The organism is Dyella sp. (assembly GCF_036384435.1).
In the GTDB taxonomy this organism is placed as follows: Bacteria; Pseudomonadota; Gammaproteobacteria; order Xanthomonadales; family Rhodanobacteraceae; genus GSA-30.
In genome coordinates, this window is the sequence record NZ_DASVMI010000086.1 from 28,405 (window position 1) to 47,050 (window position 18,646).

Annotated in this window: 16 protein-coding genes; 8 read left to right on the forward strand and 8 right to left on the reverse strand. The window is 55.3% G+C overall.

Annotated features, from left to right (window positions below; genetic code table 11):
• The first annotated feature begins 2 nt into the window (after positions 1-2).
• The 8 genes from VF436_RS08485 (at position 3) to VF436_RS08520 (ending at position 8,678) form a co-directional block, all read left to right on the forward strand.
• Entirely contained in the window at positions 3-944 is a 942-nt protein-coding gene (locus VF436_RS08485) for an electron transfer flavoprotein subunit alpha/FixB family protein (protein WP_330903575.1), read from the forward strand.
• A gap of 226 nt (positions 945-1,170) precedes the next feature.
• Positions 1,171-2,595 (forward strand): UbiA family prenyltransferase, encoded by a 1,425-nt coding sequence (locus tag VF436_RS08490; protein ID WP_330903589.1) that lies wholly within the window; start codon positions 1,171-1,173, stop codon positions 2,593-2,595.
• Positions 2,595-3,899 (forward strand): FAD-binding oxidoreductase, encoded by a 1,305-nt coding sequence (locus VF436_RS08495; RefSeq protein ID WP_330903576.1) that lies wholly within the window; start codon positions 2,595-2,597, stop codon positions 3,897-3,899. Before VF436_RS08490 ends, VF436_RS08495 begins: the two co-directional genes overlap by 1 nt.
• Positions 3,900-3,901: 2 nt before the next feature.
• On the forward strand, positions 3,902-4,639 hold the full coding sequence (locus VF436_RS08500; RefSeq protein WP_330903577.1) for an SDR family oxidoreductase: 738 nt from the start codon (positions 3,902-3,904) through the stop codon (positions 4,637-4,639).
• 2 nt (positions 4,640-4,641) lie between these two features.
• Positions 4,642-5,586 carry an NAD-dependent epimerase/dehydratase family protein gene (locus VF436_RS08505; protein ID WP_330903578.1) on the forward strand — a complete coding sequence of 315 codons (945 nt, stop codon included), beginning with the start codon at positions 4,642-4,644 and terminating at the stop codon, positions 5,584-5,586.
• A 31-nt stretch (positions 5,587-5,617) separates the two neighbouring features.
• The gene (locus VF436_RS08510) at positions 5,618-6,901 is read left to right on the forward strand and encodes an NAD(P)/FAD-dependent oxidoreductase (protein ID WP_330903579.1); all 1,284 of its coding nucleotides are present in this window, start codon (positions 5,618-5,620) and stop codon (positions 6,899-6,901) included.
• Entirely contained in the window at positions 6,901-7,314 is a 414-nt protein-coding gene (locus VF436_RS08515; protein ID WP_330903580.1) for a GtrA family protein, read from the forward strand. Before VF436_RS08510 ends, VF436_RS08515 begins: the two co-directional genes overlap by 1 nt.
• 47 nt (positions 7,315-7,361) lie before the next feature.
• Positions 7,362-8,678 carry a hypothetical protein gene (locus tag VF436_RS08520; protein ID WP_330903581.1) on the forward strand — a complete coding sequence of 439 codons (1,317 nt, stop codon included), beginning with the start codon at positions 7,362-7,364 and terminating at the stop codon, positions 8,676-8,678.
• Between the two features lie 49 nt (positions 8,679-8,727).
• Here VF436_RS08520 and VF436_RS08525 read toward each other — a convergent pair whose 3' ends face one another.
• From VF436_RS08525 to VF436_RS08560, 8 genes are all read right to left on the reverse strand, one after another.
• A complete protein-coding gene (locus tag VF436_RS08525; protein ID WP_330903582.1) occupies positions 8,728-9,792 on the reverse strand; it encodes an NAD-dependent epimerase/dehydratase family protein in 1,065 nt (354 codons plus the stop codon).
• 33 nt (positions 9,793-9,825) lie between these two features.
• The gene (locus VF436_RS08530; protein WP_330903583.1) at positions 9,826-11,325 is read right to left on the reverse strand and encodes an alginate O-acetyltransferase AlgX-related protein; all 1,500 of its coding nucleotides are present in this window, start codon (positions 11,323-11,325) and stop codon (positions 9,826-9,828) included.
• Positions 11,326-11,328: 3 nt separating this feature from the next.
• Positions 11,329-12,825, reverse strand: coding sequence for an MBOAT family protein (locus VF436_RS08535; protein ID WP_330903584.1), 1,497 nt, complete (start codon positions 12,823-12,825; stop codon positions 11,329-11,331).
• 51 nt (positions 12,826-12,876) lie between these two features.
• Complete coding sequence (locus tag VF436_RS08540) at positions 12,877-14,838, reverse strand: rhamnan synthesis F family protein (RefSeq protein ID WP_330903585.1); 1,962 nt, start codon at positions 14,836-14,838, stop codon at positions 12,877-12,879.
• 64 nt (positions 14,839-14,902) lie between these two features.
• Positions 14,903-16,300, reverse strand: coding sequence for a hypothetical protein (locus VF436_RS08545; protein ID WP_330903586.1), 1,398 nt, complete (start codon positions 16,298-16,300; stop codon positions 14,903-14,905).
• Between the two features lies 1 nt (position 16,301).
• Positions 16,302-17,678, reverse strand: coding sequence for an ABC transporter ATP-binding protein (locus VF436_RS08550; protein ID WP_330903587.1), 1,377 nt, complete (start codon positions 17,676-17,678; stop codon positions 16,302-16,304).
• Positions 17,668-18,516 (reverse strand): ABC transporter permease, encoded by an 849-nt coding sequence (locus tag VF436_RS08555; protein WP_330903588.1) that lies wholly within the window; start codon positions 18,514-18,516, stop codon positions 17,668-17,670. Before VF436_RS08555 ends, VF436_RS08550 begins: the two co-directional genes overlap by 11 nt.
• Positions 18,513-18,646 (reverse strand): PLP-dependent transferase (locus tag VF436_RS08560; protein WP_330903590.1); only part of this gene is annotated, 134 nt, incomplete at its 5' end. The genes VF436_RS08555 and VF436_RS08560, both read right to left, overlap by 4 nt.

Genomic DNA, 18,646 nt, shown 5'->3' on the forward strand with positions numbered 1-18,646 from the left:
CGATGAGCAAGATTCTGGTTATCGCCGAACACCTGGACGGCAAACTCAATAGTTCCACGGCACGTGCCGTCAGCGCTGCCTCCGCGGTCAAGCCCGAAGCCATCAATGTGCTGGTTCTGGCGGAAGCCGCCGACGCCATCGCCAGCGAAGCGGCCAAGATCGACGGCGTCAGCAAGGTACTGACCGTTGCCCGCGCCGAAAACGCACACGCACTCGCCGCCATCTACGCGCCGCAGATCGCCAAGGCTGCGGCTGGCTACAGCCACGTTTTCATTCCCTCCACCACTTTCGGCAAGGACATTGCACCTCGCGTCGCCGCGCTGCTGGGGGTTTCGCAAGTTAGCGACATCATGACCGTGGAAGGCCCGCACAGCTTCAAGCGACCGATCTACGCCGGCAACGCCATTGTCACGGTGGAAGTGGACGCCGGCTCGACCGTGGTGGCCACCGTTCGCACTGCCTCCTGGCCGGCAGCGGCATCTTCCGGCGCAGCCCCGATCGAAGCCTTGTCGCTCGATGTCGCCCTCCCCTCGCATACCCGCTTCGTCAACCTGCAGCAGGGCAAGAGCGACCGCCCCGATCTGCAGAGCGCCGCCAAGGTGGTATCGGGTGGCCGTGGTGTCGGTTCCAAGGAAAACTTCGAGATCATTTACAAGTTCGCCGACAAGATCGGTGCTGCTGTAGGTGCATCGCGTGCCGCCGTGGACGCCGGCTACGTACCCAACGAGATGCAGGTGGGCCAGACCGGCAAGATCATCGCTCCGGAGCTGTACATGGCCATCGGCATCTCCGGCGCCATCCAGCACCTGACCGGCATCAAGGACGCCGGCACCATCGTGGCGATCAACAAGGACGGCGAGGCGCCGATCTTTGAAATCGCCGATATCGGCCTGGTGGGCGATCTGTTCAAGATCCTGCCCGAGCTTGAGGCGCAGTTGGGTTAATAACCACCGAGACCTTCACGCCGTCGTAACATAGGTGACTGCCTACGTGACGGCGGCGTGCTTTCCGACGGGCACCTGCAAGTACTTTCGTTCTCGCCTTACGTTCTCAGTGTAAGATCGCTCGATTGACGGGCGCGGTCGAAGGTGGTGTACGCCCTCATGCCGAAGAACGCAGGGATTGAGGAACATGCTGACGAGCTCCAACGCGGATGACGCCGCAGCCTCAATGGCGAGGAAAACCGCGAAACCGCTGTGTGTCGATCTCGACGGCACACTCATTTGGTCCGATCTGCTAGTCGAATCCGCGCTGGCGCTTGTCGCCAAACGCCCTGCCATGATTTTTGCCATGCTGGCCTGGCTCTTGCGTGGCAAGGCGCACCTGAAGCAGAAAATCGCCCAGCATATCGAATTGGATGTCGCCACGCTCCCGTACAACCAGGCGCTGATCGCCTGGCTGCGCACTCAGCAGGGGCAGCGTAAAATTTTGTTGTGCACGGCCTCTGACGAAGCCCTTGCGGCGCAAGTAGCGTCCCATGTGGCCGTATTCGACGATGTAATGGCAAGCGACGGGCGGCGAAATCTTTCCGGCAAGCACAAGGCTCAGGGCCTGGTATCGGTTTTTGGAGAACGCGGCTTCGATTACGCCGGAAACGCAGTCGTCGATCTAGCGGTATGGAAACACGCCAACGCAGCGATCGTAGTGGAGCGCGGCGAGGCGCTGTCTAAAGCGGCCGCGAAAACAAGCACCGTTGAACTGCGGTTTCAGGCGCCTAAGGCGAGCTTTCGGACCTGGGCAAAAGCCTTGCGCATTCATCAATGGATCAAGAACATCCTTGTATTCCTGCCACTCATCGCCTCTCATCGCGCCTTCGATGTGCCCGCGCTGCTGACGACGATGCTGGCATTCCTCTGCTTTGGCTTGTGTGCATCGAGCGTCTACATCACCAACGATCTGCTCGATTTGGCAGCCGATCGCCAGCACCATCGCAAGCGTTCTCGCCCATACGCTGCAGGCACATTGCCAATTATCTCTGGCCCCCTGCTAGCCATCATCCTCCTGGTGGCCAGCTTCGGACTGTCGCTGCTGGTTCATTACCATTTTGCGATAGTCCTGTTGGGCTACTACACGCTTACCACAGCGTATTCTTTCCAACTCAAGCGCATCATGATGCTCGACGTCGTGGTGCTCGCCACGCTCTACACAACCCGAATTCTCGCCGGCACCGCCGCAGTTCATCTTAAGCCTTCGTTCTGGTTGCTGGCTTTTTCCATGTTCTTCTTCCTCAGCCTGGCAATGGTAAAACGATTCGTCGAATTGCTGTCGCTCCAGGCCAGCGGCAAAGTCAAAGCCAGTGGAAGGGGCTACGACATTGAAGACATTCCACTAATACAATCACTAGGAGCATCGAGCGGCTATTTGGCAGTCCTGGTGCTTGCACTCTACGTGGACAGCACCGCAAGCACCCAGTTATACGCGCATCCACACTACCTTTGGATGTTGTGCCCGCTGCTGCTGTACTGGATCAGCAGAACATGGGCGATTGCTCATCGCGGCTTGATGCACGACGATCCTGTGGTCTTTGCAGTGATGGACCGTACCAGCCAGATACTGGGTGTCATAGCCGCCGTTATCGTTGCGCTGGCCATCTGATGAAGTCGGCTGGACGCTCCTGGGGCCGCTATCCGATAACGCACGAAACCGTGCTATCGATACGTGACCGGCATGCGCCACTCCCGCGCTGCGATCACCCCATGTTGCCGTTGGGAAATGCGCGAAGCTATGGCGATAGTTGCCTTAATGACGGTGGCACTCTGCTGTCGATGCGCGGACTCGACCATTTCATCTCGTTCGATCCGGCGACCGGCATACTTACCTGCGAAGCGGGAGTGCTATTTTCGGAAATCCTCGATCTCACCGTCCCCCAAGGTTGGTTTCTTCCTGTCACACCCGGCACGCGATTGGTCACCATCGGCGGAGCGATCGGCAACGATGTCCACGGCAAGAATCACCACCGCGCAGGCAGTTTTGGACATCATGTTCTCGAATTCGAGTTGGTGCGTAGCGATGGTTCACGGTTGACGTGCTCGAAGGAGCAGCACTCTGATTGGTTTGCCGCAACGATAGGAGGCTTAGGCCTGACCGGGGTCATCACCTGGGCTAGCATCCAACTGCGTCGTATTGCCGGGCCGTGGATGTCCACGGAAAGCCATCGATTCGACGACCTCAATGGTTTCTTTGCGTTGTCCCACAGCTCGGACCAAGACTATGAATATACGGTTTCCTGGATTGACTGCGTAGCGCGCGGCAAAGGGCTCGGCCGAGGGCTATTCAGTCGCGGCAATCATGCACCCGCCTACCCGGATCGGCGTCCCGCCGCGCCAACGCGTCGGCTCTCGATGCCTCTGACTCCTCCAGTATCCCTGGTAAACCCGGTCAGTCTTCGCGCCTTCAACCAGTTGTACTACCACCGGCAACGCAAGCGGTCGGTTCACGCCACCACGCACTACGCGCCGTTCTTTTATCCTCTGGATGGCATCGCTCATTGGAATCGTATGTATGGGCCACGAGGCTTCCTGCAGTATCAGTGCGTCGTTCCGCCGGACTCGGCCAGGGAAACGGTTGCCGAACTGATTAAGATAATTGCGTCGGAAGGCGGTGGATCATTCCTCGCCGTGCTCAAACAATTCGGCTATCTGCCGTCCCTTGGCATGCTCTCGTTTCCACGCGCGGGAACAACGCTTGCACTGGACTTTCCTAACACGGGCCAGGGTACCTTCGCATTGCTCAACCGCCTGGATGCCGTGGTCGATGCGGCGGGCGGCGCGGTCTATCCCGCAAAAGATGCTCGAATGTCAGGCGAACGCTTCCGTCGCTATTTCCCCCATTGGCAAACTTTCAGTCGTTTTATCGATCCTGCTCTGTCATCGAGTTTCTGGCGTAGGGTCATGGAGTAAACATGCAACGGGTATTGATCATCGGCGCAACTTCTGCGATTGCAGAGGCCACTGCTCGGCTTTATGCTAGCCGCGGCGCACGCCTGCATCTTGTCGCCCGCACCGCGGCGCGCCTGAATGTCACGATGGAGGACCTGCGTATCCGCGGCGCGGCCGACGTCAACAGCGGTTCAATGGATGTCAACGATATCGGCTCGCATGAGGCGGTATTGGAAGACGCGTGGACCAAGCTTGGCGGCGTAGATATCGTCTTGATTGCACATGGGACTTTGCCCGACCAGGCAACATGCGAGTCGTCCGTTGACGTTGCACTCACTGAATTTTCCACCAACGCCACCTCGACCATTGCCTTACTTACCTTGATTGCCAATCGCATGGCGGTGGCCGGACAGGGGTGCATCGCTGTGATCTCCTCGGTAGCAGGCGATCGCGGACGAGCCAGCAATTACTTGTATGGCTCTGCGAAGGCAGCAGTCAGTGCATTTCTAAGCGGACTGCGACAGCGGCTGAACAAGCACGGTGTCGATGTAGTAACCGTCAAACCGGGCTTCGTTGATACTCCCATGACAAGCCAATTCAAGAAAGGCTTCTTGTGGGCCAAACCCGAGGACGTCGCGAACGGAATCGTCCGGGCCATCGACAAAGGCAAGCCGGTGGCCTATCTACCTTGGTTCTGGCTTCCCATCATGACGATCATTCGCTCGATTCCCGAATTTGTCTTCAAACGAATCCAACTCTGAACATGCCCGCCAAGCAAGCAAAAATCGTATTGACCGGAGCTGCCGGACTCGTCGGGCAAAACCTTGTTGTCGAGCTCAAGAACCAAGGTTTTACGCAGATCGTAGCCATCGACAAGCATGCGTACAACCTGGGCATTCTGCGCGAGCTCCATCCCGATGTAGTTACCATTGAGGCAGACGTGGCCGATCGCGGGGCATGGGAAGATGCCTTCGCTGGTGCCGCGTGCGTCGTCCAGCTCCACGCACAGATCACCAGCAAGCATACGGAAGAATTCGTCCGCAACAACGTCGAAGCTACGAAAGTCGTCCTCAATGCTATCAAGCGGCATCAAGTGCCCTACCTCGTACACATTAGCTCGTCGGTGGTCATATCCGTCGCCGACGATGACTACACTAATACGAAGAAAGTGCAAGAACAGCTCGTGGTTGAATCAGGCATCCGCCATTGCGTACTGCGCCCCACCTTGATGTTCGGCTGGTTTGATCCGAAACACTTCGGCTGGCTTTCGCGCTTCATGGCAAGAACACCTGTATTTCCCATCCCGGGTGACGGTCGCTACATGCGCCAGCCCCTTTACGAGCGAGACTTCTGCCGTTGCATCGTCGATTGCATACTGCGGGAGCGAAACGGTGAGATCTATGATGTCGTTGGCGACACCCGGATCGATTATGTCGATATCATCCATACGATAAAAAGAGCTAAAAATCTTCGCACCTGGATTCTCCACATACCTTATGGTCTGTTCGCTTTCCTACTGCGTGTGTACGCTCTTTTTAGTGGAAAGCCACCTTTTACTGCCGACCAGTTGAAGGCACTCACCGCTGGAGACGAGTTCCATGGCGTGGATACCAAAGCCATCTTCGGGATCGAACAGACACCTTTTCCGCAAGCCGTTAGCGAAAGCTACTGCGATCCCACGTACAGCTCATACGTGCTGAAGCGCTGACCATCCGCCCTATCGCCTAAAGGAAACACTCATGAAATATTGCGTACTCGGCGCCGGACCGATGGGCTTGATGGTAGCCATGGAGCTTTTGAAGCATGGCCACGAGGTTGACATCTTCGAGCGCGACGATCGTATTGGCGGCATGTCTGCCAGCTTTGACTTCGGCGGGCTGGAGATAGAGCGCTATTATCATTTCATTTGCAAGACGGACTATCCGCTGTTCGAACTCCTAGATGAACTCGACCTATCCGGCAAACTCCGCTGGACCGATACCAAAATGGGATTTTTCTACAACGGAAAGCTCTACAAATGGGGCACACCCACAGCCCTTCTGGCCTTCGACGGCCTGGATCTAGTCAGCAAAATCCGCTATGGGCTACATGCCATGTATGCCAAAGGTGTGAAGGACTGGCGCCCCTTTGACAAGATCAAAGCGACATCCTGGATAAAAAAGTGGATCGGTGAACGCGCTTACCATGTGCTATGGCGAAGTCTGTTCGAACTGAAACTGTTTGAACATACCGATGAGATATCCGCTGCCTGGATCGGAACGCGCATCAAGCGCGTCGCGCTTTCACGACGCAGCCTCACGCAGGAAACCATGGGTTATCTCGAGGGTGGCTCCAATGTGCTACTCGAAAAAATGGAGCACTATATAAAATCGCGGCAAGGCCGGATTCATCTGAAATCTGGCGTTGAGGAAGTAACCATTCGCGACAATCGCATCGAAAGCGTCATCGTAAACGGGGTGGCTAACACCAGCTATGACGGCGTCATTTCCACCATCCCACTGCCCTACATTCCACGCATAGCACCGAACCTGCCCCCGTCTTTCATCGAAAAGATCCAGAACATCAAGAATATTCCTGTCGCCTGCGTCATCTTGAAGCTCAAGCACAAGCTCAGCGAGAATTTCTGGATGAACATCAACGATGCATCCATCGAAATTCCTGGACTTATCGAATACTCCAACCTTAATCCCAGCGACACGGCCGTGGTCTATGCGCCTTTCTACATGCCGAAGACGCATCCCAAGTGGCAACAAAGCAACGACCAGTTGATAAGGGAAGTTCTCTATTACCTTCCACGAATCAATCCGGCTTTTTCACAGGACTGGGTGATCGACACCTATTGTCACCGCTACGAATACGCACAGACGATTTGTCCCACTGGCTTTTACGACATGCTCCCGGCTATGAAGACGCCCGTGCAGGGCTTTTATATGGCCGATACCGGTTACTACTACCCTGAAGATCGTTCCATCAACGAAAGTATTCACGTCGCCAAGGCCTTGGCGAAGGCTGCGCTTGGCTGATGTCGACAATCGTCATGAAGCAACCCCGGCGTCAATTTCTGCTATTTGTCTTTGTCGGCGGTACGGCTGCCGGCGTCAATTTCTTATCGCGGATCGGCTTCAATATATGGCTGAGCTACACGACTTCCATCGTGCTTGCTTACCTCGTGGGTATGGTGACCGCCTTCTTGCTCAACCGGGCACTGGTTTTCCGTGATACAACGAACGCGATCCATCATCAGATCTTCTGGTTTGTTGTCATCAACATGGCCGCAGTAGCACAGACGCTACTCGTCAGTCTCGCACTAGCAGACTATATATTCCCGTCGTGCGGCTTTCATTGGCACGTAAAAGAAGTTTCCCACGCCGCTGGCATCGTGGCGCCCGTACTGACCAGCTTCGTCGGGCACAAGAAGCTCACCTTCAGAACCTGATGCCTCATCAGCCTGTTTCACCGATACGATGGCAATGAACAACGGCAATGAACGACGCTAACCAGTTGGAAAATTGTAGTGACCCAAACGGCCTGCAGATGCAGATAAGCCGACCTGTCTCGTTTTTGTTCCTTGTACTCGTATCCGCAGCGGTGCTTGCGTGGCGGGCGCCTGAACTTCTACTCAAGCCACAATTCTGGGCCGAGGATGGCGCCATCTTCTTCGCCCAACAATATGGAGACTGGTGGCCTCACCTGTTCGCACCATACTGGGGCTACCTACACTTTCTGCCACGCCTCGTCTCCTGGGTCGCCATGCCCCTGGGGCTACGCCATCAACCGTTTTACTACGGTCTGTTCGGGCTCATCATCGACGCGCTGGCAGTCGCCTATGTCACGCGAAAGTCTGGGGTATTTTTCCTTCCCATCGTCGTTTGGCTTTCTCTCGTGTTGGCGCCAAACGACGGCCTCTATACCGGCTATATCCAGAACATCCAATGGTTTACTCAATTTGCGCTCGTCGCGCTCTGCTTGCTGCCGCGCTCGGCGCATGCACCCGCAACGAAAGGTCGCCGCGGGATGGAGTGCATGGTCGTCGCCGCATGCGGCCTAACCGGACCTTTCGGCGTATTGGTCGCAGGCCTGGCGGGTGCCATCTATGTACTGGCAAAGCTGCCTGCTGGCCTGTACGGCATGCGTGATACCGCCGCCGCTTACTGGCAAACGCTCGCCAAAGAGCGCATCGTTGTGCTCATCCTTTGCTCAATAATGCAACTTGCCACAACCATTGCATCGCCCATCAAGGATCAGCTCGACCCACCCCGTTTAGGTTTTATCTGGAAAGTTTTCGGACTGTGGTCACAAGATCACTTTTTCGGCGCCAGCTTTCTACCGGCGGGCCTGTTTGTTCCTGTCATTCTGGTGCTTGCCTTTGTTTTTTTTAACGCACGCGCCATCCCAGCCAATAAGCGACTGCTGTGCATGCTTCTATTGGGCATGGCCATCGCGGAGCTGCTGCTTGGCGCGCTCAAGCAGGGCGCCATAGAGGCCGGAATGATGGGAGGCGACCGTTACTATTTAATTGGCAAGACCTGCGCATGGTGGATCGTTCCGTCCATCGTCGCATTGTTTGTGCGAGATCCGAGGGCGCCGGTAGCGATGACCATAGGCGCCATGTTCGCTATCGCAGTCATGAACCCTGCTTGGATGCGAAGGGCTCCGCTACCCGATATGAACTGGAAAGCTCAGGCGGATGCATTGGACGCCGGGCAAAGTGTCGAACTCCGAATCAACCCTTCGTGGTGGGACAAACGACTTACCCTTCCGGCCAGCAGTCATCCTACCCGGCCAACCAGTTCCCCATGATGGCCCGGCTGGACGCTACGATGACATGTAGCGTCCAGACACACTCTTCTTACCGTTGATACTCGCCGGTGTCGATCCAGCGGCACAGCAGCTTGACCCCCTCTTCCACCATGACAGCCGGCGCCCACCGCAGCGCAGCGCGCGTGTCATCAATTGTGCACGACGCGTGACGCACGTCGCCATGCCTGAAAGCACCCGTGACATGGGGCGCAGGCGCGTTGTAATACGCCGCGATGATCTCGCCGAGTCGCGCGATACTTGTCGCCTCGCCGGAACCGACGTCATACGGTGCGTCGTTTGCCTTTCCGTGCAGCATTGCCTCAAAGATCGCCTTCGCCACATCCTCGATAAACACGAAATCACGCAGGATGTCGCCATCCTCGTAAATGGGAATGCTCTTACCTTCCTTTGCAAGCCGTGCAAACAACGAAACGATGCCGGTGTAGGGATTGATCAGCGACTGCCCCGGGCCATAGACATTTTGAAGGCGAAGAACGATGGGCGTAACGCCCATGGAAAGGCACCAAGCCTTGAGCACCTGTTCCTGTGCCAGCTTGGTGGCGCCGTATATGCTCGTGGGACGCGGCTCGGTCGTGCCCGAGTTGAAGGGTGTGGATGTCAAACCCGGGAAGTCCCATTCGCCACGCTCCAGCTGTTCACGAGTGCGCTGTCCCGGATAGGTTCCAGCGCCGGCATGATCCAACCAGCGCCCTTCGCCGTAAACCGCGCGACTTGAGGTCAGGACGATTCGTTGCGGAAGCGACTCGTGTCGGACCAGGGCATCGAGCATCTGCGTGGTACCAACAACATTCACGCTTGCGTGGCGGCTTCCTTCGGTCAGCGATTGACCTGTTCCGGTTTCCGCAGCCAGGTGGATGACCAGATCGGGATGGAAATCTTTCAATAGATCATCCCACGCCGCCACATCAGTAACGTCGCCAAGCACAAACTTTACCCGCTTATCCAACATATCCGGACGGCTTTTGTTCGGATGCACCTGCGGGTGCAAGTTGTCCATGGCGACCACTTCAGCGAAGTGATCGGCCAGGTAGCTGGATATGGCGCATCCGATGAAGCCCGCACCACCTGTTACCAGACATTTTTTTTCCGCCATCGGAAACAACTCCCGTTCTAGATCAAACAGTTATCAATGTAATTTCTTGAGCATTATATCATTGAGTCGTACCGACGCAGAGCCTTCGCCACGAACCACGGTTACCCGCGATCCGGCGACTCCGGCAGGTAACTTGAAAAAGAGTTCATTGTTGCCTGCAACATATTGCTCTGCCTCAAGCTGAAGCTTATTGTCGGCGTAAAACTGCAACTGCAATTGCCCAGACCAGCTCGCATCGAGATCGATGCGCAACACCAGGCTTTCCTTATCTTCCGGCGACCAATAAAGCGACGCGGCAGTATTGAGATCAGGGCTACCCTCTAGACGAACAACGCCGCTGCCCGAACCATCATTAGTCCAGGCCCCTACCGAGGAAGCGAGGTCGAAGTCGTTGGCTGCCTGCCAGAATTGCACCTCATCGCTTCTCGGCACGTGATCGAAATAGCGCTCCGTCATGACATACATCAGCAGGTTTGGTCTATAACTGTCGACCAGACTCGGCAAGTTGGGCGCTAACGCGGGCACGTTGATGTGATGGTCGACCTGCTTTGTCTCATGGAACGCCGCCTGCAGATACAGTGATAGCGAGTCACCCATCGAGTCGCGCATAATGAGAGCCCGAATGTTGTTCTTGACCGCGGGCGCGACTGTCTCTCTCGGCAAATCCAACAAGCCAGTGCGAGTCAAGCCAGGAAACGAAGTGACGTGGCCATTGGCATCTGTCCCCTGGAAGTCAGGAAACGGCTGCGTGAAATTAGGAATTGTCCAACGATTACTTACAGGCAGGCTGAGCAATCCCGCGAACTCGCTACCGTAATCGGTCTGAGAAACGCCGTTGTAGGGTGGGATGTACAAACCCTGCAAATTTGTCGCGAGACTACCCAGTTCAGGCACGAGGGCCCGCCACGCCACGAAAGCACCGAAGTCCGTCCAGTGGCTATTGAGCGGTGAGTACGTATCTGCCTCTTTTCGTGCCGCCCTCAGCGTTGGCCTAAGATCTACCATGTGCAGATCACCCTTGATGGCGAGCTCGCCGTCGAAGGCATGTTCGCCTATCTCACGCTGGCTCCACGCAGGCAATTTCTCTGGATAAATCGACCATTTGGCGGGTGCAACCACAAACAACATGGGTATCTGGCGACGCGCCAGCCATGCCTGCTGCAATGACAACACCGAATGCCATCGTTCGAGTTCGTCTATAGAAAATTTTCGGCGACCCAATGCCTGAGAAAAGTTGTGATCAAAACCATCACCCAGGAATATCCAATGGTCCGTACCCACTACACCTACATCGCGCGAGCTTGTCGTACCCAGCGCAAACAGCAGGCTCGTATAGCCTTCGACAGCTTTGTTCCAAAGTGGCGTGCTTCTACGCAAAACGTCGCGCTGTCCGTTCCACGATGATGGATTTTCCACGACTGAGCGTACCACCGCCTTCAAGTGAGGCGAACGCAGTACCGCCAGGAATGGCACGCACAGCGCGATCAAAAATAAGCCATTGATCAACTTCTTGAATTGAGCATTATTTTTCATGACTCAAAACCGGAAGTAGAGGAAAGGGCTATAGGCACCAGAAAGCACTTTCATGCTAGCAAGTACAAACAAAGCCGACAGCAGGACAAATCCGCTAGGCAATCGCCATGACTCTGGCATCGCTGCGCCAAGTCGGGGATAAACGGGAAAGCTCAACACGGCAGCCAACACAAAGGCCAACACCAGCATGCCGTCCCAGAACTCCGCGAATGGATAGCCCGGCGCGCCACTACGCAGACCAAGCATGACGGCAACCATGTGAAAAGCCTGGTGGAATGATTCAGCCCGAAATAGAACCCAACCAAAGATCACCACCGCTAGTGTATAGATGCGACGCAATAGCAACGGAATACCTAACGATTCAAATTTTAAATATCGCTCGGCGACCATGAAAAAGCCATGCCACAATCCCCAGGCAACAAACGTCCACGATGCTCCGTGCCACAAACCGGTCAGCACAAAAACGATAAACAAGTTGAAGTAGGTTCGCGCTGGCCCTACCCGATTGCCACCGAGCGATACGTAAACGTAATCGCGAAACCATCCCGACAGAGTCATATGCCAGCGCCGCCAGAAATCCCTGAGCGAGGTGGCGTTGTAGGGATAGTTGAAATTTTCCGGAAAATGGAAACCCATCATTAGCCCCAGCCCTATGGCCATATCCGAATAAGCAGAAAAATCAAAATAAATCTGCATGGTGTAGCTCAGGGCGCCCAGCCATGCCGTACCGACATTGAGATCCCCGGGCGCTAGCCTAAATATCTCATCCGCCGTCATAGCAAAGGTATCGGCAAGCAGCACCTTTTTTGCAAAACCGATGACGAATCGGTGAATACCTGCAAACACCATGTCATGGCTAATGGTGCGGCCCGGAAGATCCGCCGCGACGTCTTTGTATCGGACGATAGGGCCCGCGATGAGCTGCGGAAACAATGACTTGAACGTGCCGAAGATCAACAGGCTACGTGTCGCCTTGACATCACCCCGATACACATCGACGAGATAACTGATGCCCTGGAACACAAAAAAACTGATCCCCAGCGGCAACGCTGCCTTGATGATGTGCACGCTTTCAGGATGTCCCAGAAGCGCCGCAAAATTTTTCGCATTTTCGGTAAGAAAACCCACATATTTGAAATATGCAAGCACTGACAGATTGAACACCACACCAACGATCAGCATTGCGCGTGCGCGGGCTGAAGTCACCGTAGGTGTGCGCTCCTTGAGACCGCCAATCAGATAGCCGCACAGGTAATTGCCCAGAATAGCTCCGAGCAGAACCCAGGTTCCCGCCTTGTCCCCGATCCAATAGAAAAAGAGGCTAGCCGCCAGTATTAAATGGTTCCGGAAGCGGCTATCGATCACCTTATACAAGATCAAAAAAGCCGGCAGGAACGCAAAGATAAATAAATAAGAGCTAAAAACCATTCGCGACCGCCCCATGGGATGGGTTGAGACAGGGCTGGGCCACCCCGAAGGCAGGCCGCCCCACATGGCCATATGCCGTTTGGTTGTCGGCCGACTGCGCCGCCATGATCCCCTTGATGGGCATCAGCGAACCTGCCTTTTAACGACCTTTCGATACATGGGCCGCAGCACGCCGGCAACTCGTGGAAAGCGGTAGACAAAAGAGCGTCGCAATGCGGTCATCAATGCTCGAAACGCGAGTTTGACTCCTCCGCTCGCTTCAAGCGTAAAAGACTGATGAAGGTCTTTGGCCTGCTCCAGCCACCCAGCAGCATCCGACCAGGGGTCCTTTTGGGATACACGCGCCAGATTACTGATCACCGCCTTGGCCCGCTCGATCCAGAAAATCTGATCGAAGATATTACCGTTAGGCAATTGGGACGCAAGACGCTGAAGCTTGTATTCCAGCTTGGTGTAGTTGATGGCGGCCCAGCGGCGATTCATGACACAACGTAGGTGATAGCCATCACTCATTGCGGCATATCCCATCAGGCGCTCGAGCACATGGGCAAGGCTACCGTCGACATGGTTGGGCTCAGGCCCAAAATCACTCCACTCGAATTGATGGCCTGCCAACTTACGTAGCGCCTCGGGCCTGAACCAAAACATCGTGCCATAGGGGGCCATGGGAGTCGCATCGTCGAAAGCCGTCTCGATGCCGAGCTTCTTCGCCCAAGCCGCCGCTGGCTCCCGATTGGCAAACCAGGCGTGGCCCAAGGTTGGATATGCAATCTGTACCACAGGCGGCATCACCATGCCCAGGGTCGGATTTTTCTGGAACAGTTCGATGACGTTCTGAACGTATCCAGGCGTATAAAGCAGGTTGTCAAACATGTGCTGCTTAAACAGCATGGCCATGTTGTAGCCGTTCTGCGGCGACTTCTTTGAATGAATACGGCACGCGTAATCATAACGTCCCGAAAGAAGTACATCGCGCAAGGAAATAAACAGCGACCCCATGTCGCGGCCACGATTTTGTTCCATGACGCGCACATCCACCTTGTTTAAGGCATACGCGGTCAATGCTGCCTCGATATTGGTTTTCTTTTCCTCGGTATGCGTCGTGACGTAAAGATCAATCGGATAGGGGATATTCGATACGTACTCCATGATCTCGTCGACCATGTCGTCGTAATACAGATGGGCGAGTACGGCGATGCGAGGTAGCGTCGTCGCGTGCGCATCCAACGCGGTTTCCGGTAAAATTTCCAGCAAATCCAGGTTGGTATGGATTGTACGAGGGTGCGCAGTCCGAACGATGTTCTTCCATATCAAGTCGGGATCGTAATTACCTTCCCGCTCAACCATCTCCATGGCATCCCGAAGAATGATCGCGTTCTGCTCAAGAAAAAGTGGATCGTGGAAGAACAACCGCCGCTTGAATATAGGGCACCGGTTGCGCAGCATCATTTCGATACTTTGGAATGCCGAATACTCGGTCGGATAATCCTCGACGGGAAAAGTGACTTCGTAACGGAAGCCCTTCTTACTGAAATAGTCGGTGAACTTGGATTCGTGCTGAAGAATCGAGTCCACATAGGATGTGATCGGCGGCATCTTCGCCCAGTAATTCCTGAACTCCTTGGACATGAACATGCTACGCCGCACCGAAATCCAGTGGGAATTCAGATGAAGCGGCAATGTTCCCTCCCGAGTGAACGGGTTGGGTGTCATGGCCTTATGCGCAGTGATGCCCCAAAAATCACAATCCTTCGCATCCATCGCCGCAAACGTCTCGGAGAACGGATAAATTGGTCCGAAGAATGTGTAGTTCATCAGAATCAGTTCATCGTACTCCTCCAACCGCTTTTCGCCGAAGGTTTCCATTGCCTCCTTGTATCCCCAAACGTCAAAACCGACGTTCTCGCGAACATGGACGATGTCCGCCACACCTTCGAGGCGACGGCGCGCCTCTTCATCCAATGGAGAGTTGGAAACGACGAAGATCGTATCGACATGTTCCCGCAGCTTGGAAAGCTTGTAGGGGATATAGTCGTCGACGACACCCTGTTCGTCGAAAAAGAGATAGAAAAGTACGCGTTTCACAAGCAGTCCTGATTTAGATATGTAACCGGTCACGATAATTGCGATTCAGAACGACCTTACGGGCTCATGATCGATTTCTTCGCGACAACAGCTTCTTGAACAACCAACGCCTATCAGCAAGGTTGGCGACCAACTCCGTCAATACCCGCTCAATGCCGATACGTTTTTCGGTCATGGCAGCCAGCTCCGCTGAGAGGCGGTGCGCCAATGCCGATTGCTCATCCCGCTCCGCCTGACAGGAGACCAATTCGGCCTCACTCGATATCAGTGCAGCATCTCGGGCTTGAATATGGAGAGCCTGTTCCTCCATGACTTGCCTCGTCTGCTGGAGCTCCGCCTCGCGTTGCAGCAAATCGAGGCGTGCCGCATACAACTCTTCGCTCCTTGAGGCGACCAATGCCTGTTGCTCGGATAGCTCTTCTTGCAACTGCTTGATCTGCGCGGTCTGCTGCATGGCACCGAGCCTCGCCTGATAAAGCTCTTCACCATTTTCGGAAAGCTTGCGTTCGGCCTCGGCTCGGGAACGCTCGCCCACATCAAGCTCCCGGATGAGCCGTGCGATCCATTGCTCGAAACCGGCGCCTAAGGTGTCCATGGCGTCGTCGTAGCATTTACGTAACTGCGCAATTCGTTCAAATCGCGAAGTCGGGCCAGGTACGCAGCAGGCCATATACAACCGATGCGCCAAATTCGTCGGTATATCGCTTTCCTGGAAAGGCGCTAGATGATGGCGTTGACTTGTACTGAGAAACGACGCGATCTCTGGCCAAGCGTCAGATCGCTCGCGTGGCCAGGCGATGCCAAGCCCGGTTTCGATCGCACCGACAGTGCCCTCCCAATCGGCAAGCAGTTCGTCATAGGTCACCAGGCAGCGAGGCATGCCTCGCGTATCGCGCTCGGTATCCAGCAGATAGGTGGTCCAGAGCAGGTCTCCGTAGGCGGCATCCTTTGGAATACGATAATGGACTCCAACCATCTTCTGGAGCGATGCGACAACCTCATCAGGATGTCGCGCGACAACAACCGCCATCGGCTCTACATTCAAGTCAAGCAAGACACGCCGCCAGAGGGGGACAAGGCGGCACATGCGAGGGTCTTTTACCACCCACAGGCTGCTCGCGGCGAAATCTCGCAACAAGATTGGGGTGAGCGCCTCGGCAGCGCGAGCAGCGGCCTCTGACTGCATCCAGCCGACCGGCAGAGGACTCACATCTTGCCAGTTATGCCCAAGCTCAGCAAAAAGCTGCTCGTGGATCTGGTAGACCTCGACACTTTCCCAGAAGCCCTTTTCGTTCCCCGCGCCCGCATCCATCAGCTTGGCGCTGATGTCAGCACCGAGCAGATTCAACGTCCGCGTCAGCGCCGAGGTGCCACTTCGATGCATGCCAAGCACCAACAGGCAGCGCGATGGATGAGCCGATGACTGCATCATCGGTTCGGTGACACTCTCTTGCGCTTCCATCTCAGCTCACCCCGCCCGATCGTATTGCGATGGTGGATTTGGTCGAAAAATCGACCATCCCGGTCATGACCATTTCCGACTCTGGCAACACCCGGAACATCGCGACATCAAGGTAACGATCCAGGAAGTGTTCCTGTCCCTCCACGAAACCCATGACACCTGCGTTAAGAAAATAAACGCCTGGAGCCAGTGCGCAGCGGAAACTGAAACTCACATCGACCACACCACCTTCGGGATACTCATCTCGGGCCTCGCTCGCCCCCTGGCTGACGCCGCCGCCTAGCTCGACACCGGCGGTGGTTTTGATCATCATGCCAAAGCGCACACGCGATGCCGCCGTATCGAACCGCACCCGGTACACATAATCGTATCTGGCGTTGCGTTTGAGCACATTCACACGCCGACCGTCTTCTGCCTCAATGCGCACGTCTTCGATATGCGCACCGCGATGGCTATACCTGACCGTACTCCTGGGCACCATGCCTTCGTCCAGGTAGTCTTCACCTGGTATTAGCAGCGAATTCCCCCGTTGAGCCGATTCGACATCCGGATGCTCGCGCGAACTCTCCAAAGCGAGAATCTCCGCAAGGGCCTCATTCTTGATGGATTGTCGTACGCTGTCAGCTCTTTCGATCGGTGCATACAGAAGCTTGTGATAGCGAGATACCGCAAACTTGGGCTTGCCAATGGCCAGCAACTCACCGCGATCAAGCAGTACCGCGCGATCGCACAGCTCAACGACGGTACTGGCAGAGTGCGACACGAAGAGTATTGTCGCGCCGGCTTCCTTCATTTGCTGGATGCGCGCAAAGCATTTTCGCTGAAACGCCTCATCACCCACCGAGAGCGCTTCATCCACCACCAGTACATCAGGAGTAACATTGATGGCGACCGCGAACGCCAGTCTGATGTACATACCGCTGGAGTAACTTTTCACGGGCTGATCAATGAACTGGCCGATATCCGCAAACGCCAGGATGCTGTCCAGCCGCTCGTCGATCTCCCGTTGTGTGAGACCTAGCACCGTGGCGTTGAGATAGACGTTTTCAAGTCCCGTGAATTCTGGATTAAAGCCCGCGCCTAACTCGAGCAGCGCCGCCACCCGGCCATGAACCGACACGTTGCCAGCGCTCGGCGCAAGCGTACCGCAGATAATCTGCAACAGCGTGGATTTACCTGAACCATTGCGACCAATAATGCCAAGCGTTTCACCGCGCTCTATGTCGAACGACACATCGCGCAATGCGGTGAACGTCTTGAACCAGTGCGACTTCGCCGAAGGCGGCGAAATCATCTGCATTAACCGATGATGTGGTTTCGCGTAAATGGGGAACGCCTTACTGACATTCACGACAGAAATGGCAGTATTAGATGACATCACCGAACCCTTTACGCGTCGTCGAAAACCAGGCGTAACCGATGTAACTGAAAATAATACCGCCAAGCATGTAGGTACCTAGCCCCTGCCAATCAGGTATCTGTCCCCAGAGAGCCACATCGCGCACCTGATCGATAATGAAAGTCAACGGATTCCATTGAAAGATCCAGCGATACTTCTCCGCTACCGAGGTGACGGGAACAATGGCTGAGGAGGTAAACAAAAGCGCTGTCGCAAGCACCCCGGTAATCTGACCGATATCGCGGAAGTACACACCTATCGCGGATAGCAACCATCCCAATCCCAATACAGTCACGACGAACGGCAGAACAACCAGGGGCAAAAGGATGATCGTCCATGAGAACGCATGATCGATGACCAGCCTAAGGACAATAAACACAACAATGTTCATCGCCATGTGAAACAAGGCCGAAAAAATCATCGGCCATGGCAACACCTCTAGCGGAAACACCACTCGTTTCACATAGCTGGGATTGCCTACAACCAGTTGTGGCGAACGCGACAAGCACTCCGCAAAAAAGCCATGGACGATCAATCCAATGAACAAAATGATTGCGTAGCTGCTCTGCTCAGAGCCCTCCGGCTTTGGCCAACGACTGTTGAGTACATTGCCGAAAGCGAAGGTATATACGCCCAACATCAGAAAGGGACTGATTAACGACCAAAGCAAGCCAAAACTGGCGCCTCGATAGCGTCCCAGCACATCGCGCTTGCTCAGTTCGGTGACGAGCGATCGATGACGCAGAAGAGATGAAATCGGGGCGCGCAAAAATCCTAGAATGCCGATCTGGCGGCGGATATCGACAACTCCAGTCATCCAAGAGCCTCGGCGAGTTCGGCGCGCAAGTCCGCAACGTCTTCCACGCCCACGGACAGACGAATCAAACCTTCACTGATCCCCAACCTCTTACGCGTGGCCGCCGGTACCGAGGCATGGGTCATGATGC